Source organism: Streptomyces sp. ActVer, from assembly GCF_027270795.1.
GTDB lineage: Bacteria > Actinomycetota > Actinomycetes > Streptomycetales > Streptomycetaceae > Streptomyces > Streptomyces umbrinus_A.
Map to the genome: position 1 here is coordinate 1 of NZ_JAPWHT010000635.1, position 4493 is coordinate 4493.

Here is a 4493-nt window from a genome sequence, read left to right on the forward strand (position 1 = left end):
GGCGCACCGCAGCGCAGGAGGGCCCCGACCCGCCCCTGCCGGCCGCGCGGCAGCAGAGCCACCAGCGGCTCGCGCAGCACCAGCCAGGCGCCCACGAGCGCCCAGGCGACCAGCACATCGACCGTGAACACCCCGGTGAAGGAGTGCGTGAAGTCGCCGAACTCCATGGCCTCCGGCAGCACACTCGCCGCGTAGTAGGTCATGTCGGGCGCGAACGATCCGGCCACGAGCAGGGCCGGAACCAGTCGGCCGCGTCCGGTCCCGTCGGTGCGCACGGCGGGCAGAACGGCCGCGGCATGGCTGAGGGTGAACGGCAACGGGGCTCCTTGCGAACGACATTGACCGCGATCGACCGCGTGCGACGGCCTGGTGGCCCCGAACGGTCCGGGCGATCCCTTGATCGATGACGCTCAGTATGCGGTCGGCAGTTCCCGTCGGTCCCGCATGCCCCCAAGACGCCGGGGCAGGAGAAACGCGATATGGCCAACCGGTGAAAACGGGCACGAACGGGTGTCTGCGCAACGGAAGTTGTCGTAGGGTCGCCTGGGTCGCCGTGCGGGGGAGTGCGGCCGGACAACAGGAAGCGCGCGAGGCGCGGGCGATCGTCCACGGGAGGGGTTCACGCAATGGCGGCGCAATTCGGCAGGCGAGTTGTCAAGGGGGCGGCAACCACCGCTGTGGCCGCGGTCGCGGTCGCGGCGCTGTCCGCGTCCCAGGCGCCGGGCGTGACCGACACCGCACAGGGCAGACAGACGGCCGGCTCCCAGCCCTCGTCCGCCCCGGGCGCCGACGACAGTGCCACCGGCAACTCGCCGTACTACACCGACCTCCCGCCGCTCAACAGCCCGACCCCGACCCCGACGCCCAGTACGGGCACCGGAACGCCGACCGGCACGGGCGCAGCCGAGGCGGGCATACCCGCGACCGTCCTCGACGCCTACAAGAAGGCCGAGGCGGCGCTGGGCGAATCCAAGCCCGGCTGCAACCTGCCCTGGCAACTCCTCGCCGCCATCGGCAAGGTCGAGTCCGGCCAGGCCCGCGGCGGCCGTGTCGACACCAACGGGACCACGATCACCCCGATCCTCGGCCCGGTCCTCAACGGCAACGGCTTCGCGAACATCTCCGACACCGACGGCGGCGCGTACGACGGGGACGCCGCCTACGACCGTGCCGTGGGCCCCATGCAGTTCATCCCCTCCACCTGGGAGTGGTCGGGCCGCGACGGCAACGGCGACGGCAAGAAGGACCCCAACAACATCTACGACGCGGCCCTCGCCGCCGGCGGCTACCTGTGCCGGTTCGGCTGGGACCTGTCCGACAAGGCCGACCTCAGGCGAGCGATCCTCAGCTACAACAACTCGACGCACTACCTGAACACGGTCCTGTCGTGGCTGGAGTACTACCGCAAGGGCACCCACGAGGTCCCGGACGGCACGGGCACCCTGCCCTCCGGCCGCAGCGACGACAACAACGGGTCGAGCTCCTCCCCGACGCCGACCACGCCGGGCACGACCCCGCCCAGCTCCCAGACACCGGGCGGCGGCGGTTCCACGAGTCCGAGCCCGAAGCCGCCCACCACGACCCCGCCGCCGAGCACGCCGCCGACGACTCCCGCTCCTCCCACGCCCACCGACACGGTGGACCGCCTGGAGGACGCGGGCACCGCAAAGCTCACCGCGACCGCGGGCGACGCCTTCGCCGAGAAGATCGCCACCCGCACCGAGACCGAGGCAGGCAAGGCCGTCGCGAAGGTCCGGGTCCGGTTCACGATCGTCGGTGACACGGACACCGTCTTCACCGGCGGCGAGAGCGTCGCGACCGTCGTCACCAACAGCTCCGGCGTGGCCACCGCGCCCGCGCTCAAGGCCGGTGAGAAGACGGGCGACTTCACGGTCCGCGCCACCGTCGTCGGCCGTGCCGTCTCCGGCCTCGACTACAGGGCGACGGTCACCGCACGCCAGGCCGACGCCCTCGCCCGCACCAGCGACACCGCGCTGACCTGCGTCGCGGGCGGCGAGTTCGCGGACCAGGTCGAGGTGAAGGCCACCTACGCGGGCGCCGCCGCGGACGGCGTCGCGGCCACCGCCACGCTCATCAAGGCGGCGGACGACGCGACCGCCAACGACAAGGGCCCCTACTTCAAGGACGCGGACGGCAAGACCGTACGGACCCTCGCGGGCCTCAAGACGGACGCGAACGGCCTGTTGAAGCTGCCGAAGCTGTACGCGGACGACACGGCCGGCACGTTCCTGCTCCGCATCAGCACCACCGGCGGCGCGACGCTGACGGTCGAGCTGAAGGTGACGGCCGCCCCCTCCTCCTCGCCGAGCCCCTCCGCCTCGTAGCCTCGTAGGCCTTCAGAACGACGGTGCCCTTCCACCCGACCGGGTGGAAGGGCACCGTCGTTCTGTGTGTGCAACGTGTTCTCATCTCGCCCGCCCGTTGCTACGGTGCCCGACCTGACGATGTATCAGCTTCGCCGAGTCGGGAGGCCCCGCATGCGTGCCCTGATCGCCGCCGCGACCGGTCTCGCCGTCGCGCTCGCGCTCGTCCTCACCATCACGGCCATGGGCTCACCGGCGGGCAAGACGTCACCCAAGCCGCTGCTCACCACCATCCCCAGCCGCCCGTGACACACGAGCCACCCGCGACACACGCCCGCACCGCACGCCCATGACGCACACCCCCAACGCACAGGGAGGGTCGCCGAGATGCGCCGCAAGGCCAGCCTGATCCTGCTCGCCCTCGCCGTGTTCTTCGCGGCGCTGTCCCCGCTGATGCGCTGGTACGCCTTCCCGCGCCTCGCCAAGATCCCGGCCGACCAGTACCAGGACATGGTCCTGGAGGCGAAGGACGCGACCCTCCTCGACTACGGCACGATGAAGGCCAAGAAGGTCGACAAGGTCACCATCGTGCAGACCCTCAAGGGCAACGTCGAGGCCTCCGAGAAGATCGAGAAGACCGCGGGCCGCGACGTCGTCGTCTGGGACGGCCTCTCCTACGTCCAGGGCCCCGACGGCAAGATGGTCTCCAGGATCCCCGAGCGCTACATCTTCGACGCGCACACCCAGGAACCCGTCCACGCCACCGGCGAGATGGTCGACGGAGACCCGGTCAAACGCGAGGGCATCGAGTTCAAGTGGCCCTTCCTCACGGAGAAGAGGGACTACGAGTACTTCGACGCACAGACCCGCATCACCGCGCCGATCCACTACAAGGGCGAGCAGGACTTCCGGGGCGTAAACGTTTACTACTTCGAGCAGACCATCCCCTGGACCAAAGTCCCCTTCCCGAAGGTCATGCCGGTCGAAGGCATCACTCCGGAGTCGGTCGCCAAGACGGGCACGACCCGCTGGTACACAACGGTCCGCAAGTTCTGGGTCGAACCCACCACCGGAGCACCCGTCTACGGAGAAGAGATCCACAAGGAGGAGCTGCGCGGCGGCACCCTCCTCGGGGGCCGCGAGAAGGTGACCGCCTTCGCCGGGCACGTGAAGATGCGCGAGGACTACATCCGTTCGACGGTCGACCTGGTCAAGTCCCAGCGGCTGCTCGTCCTGCTGATGACCTCGTACCTGCCGTGGGGATTCCTGGTCCTGGGCGCCGGGCTGCTGTCGCTCTCCCTCTACCTGGAGGCCCGCAGCCGCCGCCCCGGCGACCCCTCACCGACGGAGACCCGCGAACCGGAACCGGTCAGCGCCTGAACCGGGGGCTGTTCGTCAGCGCCAACCAGGGCTGCCCGTCAGCGCCTGAGGCGCGCGTTCGTGTGCCGGGTCGGTTCCGCGGCCGCGGGGTCCTCGGGCCACGGGTGCTTCGGATACCGGCCGCGCAGCTCCGCCCGTACGCCCCGGTAGCCGTCCCGCCAGAAGGACACCAGGTCGGACGTCACGGCGGCCGGGCGGCCCGCGGGCGACAGCAGATGCACGACCACGGGCACCCCGGCGACGGCCGGTGACTCCCGCGCCCCGAACATCTCCTGCAACTTCACCGCCAGCACGGGCCGTTCGGGATCCGCGTAGTCGACCCGGATCCTGGACCCGCTCGGCACCTCGATGCGCTCCGGCGCCAGCTCGTCGAACCGGGCCGCCTCCCCGGACGCCCACGGCAACAGCCGGGTCAGCGCCTGCCCGGCGTCGATCCGCTCCAGATCGGCCCGCCGCCGGGCCCGGCCCAACTCCGGCTCCAGCCACTCGTCCACGCGCGCGTGCAGCGCGTCGTCCGACACATCGGGCCAGGGGGCTCCGAGCCGGTGATGGAGGAACCCGAGCCGCTGCCGCAGCACTTCGGCGTCCTGGGACCACCGCAGCACCCCGAACCCCTCGTCCCTCAGCCCCTCAAGAAGCGCCTCCCGTACGAGCCCGGGCTCGGCGTTCCGCAACGGGCGCACCGCCAGCTCCACCGCGCCCAGCCGCTCGACCCGCCGCGCCACGACGTCACCGTCGGCCCAGCGCACCTCGTCGCCCTCGGCGTGCAGGGCCCCGGCAGCCTCGCGC

General features: G+C 71.2%; 5 protein-coding genes. 3 read left to right on the top strand and 2 right to left on the bottom strand.

Features of this window, described 5'->3' with window-relative positions:
* The coding region (locus O3Q52_RS49380; protein WP_269654971.1) for a DUF4184 family protein at positions 1-317 on the bottom strand (317 nt) is incomplete at its 3' end.
* A gap of 309 nt (positions 318-626) precedes the next feature.
* Here O3Q52_RS49380 and O3Q52_RS49385 point away from each other — a divergent pair.
* From O3Q52_RS49385 to O3Q52_RS49395, 3 genes are all read left to right on the top strand, one after another.
* The gene (locus O3Q52_RS49385; protein ID WP_269654972.1) at positions 627-2345 is read left to right on the top strand and encodes a lytic murein transglycosylase; all 1719 of its coding nucleotides are present in this window, start codon (positions 627-629) and stop codon (positions 2343-2345) included.
* A gap of 153 nt (positions 2346-2498) precedes the next feature.
* A complete protein-coding gene (locus O3Q52_RS49390) occupies positions 2499-2633 on the top strand; it encodes an SPW_0924 family protein (protein WP_269654973.1) in 135 nt (44 codons plus the stop codon).
* A 78-nt stretch (positions 2634-2711) separates the two neighbouring features.
* Entirely contained in the window at positions 2712-3704 is a 993-nt protein-coding gene (locus tag O3Q52_RS49395) for a DUF3068 domain-containing protein (protein WP_269654974.1), read from the top strand.
* Positions 3705-3742: 38 nt separating this feature from the next.
* On the opposite strand, the gene O3Q52_RS49400 is transcribed toward O3Q52_RS49395, so the two are convergent.
* Positions 3743-4493, bottom strand: a 751-nt coding sequence (locus tag O3Q52_RS49400; RefSeq protein ID WP_332113018.1) for an ATP-dependent helicase C-terminal domain-containing protein, incomplete at its 5' end; no start/stop codon positions are given.

Excerpts from the sequence above, each read along its gene's own strand:
- O3Q52_RS49385 (WP_269654972.1), top strand. The coding sequence starts at position 627 with ATGGCGGCGCAATTCGGCAGGCGAGTTGTCAAGGGGGCGGCAACCACC.
- O3Q52_RS49395 (WP_269654974.1), top strand. The coding sequence starts at position 2,712 with ATGCGCCGCAAGGCCAGCCTGATCCTGCTCGCCCTCGCCGTGTTCTTC.
- O3Q52_RS49390 (WP_269654973.1), top strand. The coding sequence starts at position 2,499 with ATGCGTGCCCTGATCGCCGCCGCGACCGGTCTCGCCGTCGCGCTCGCG.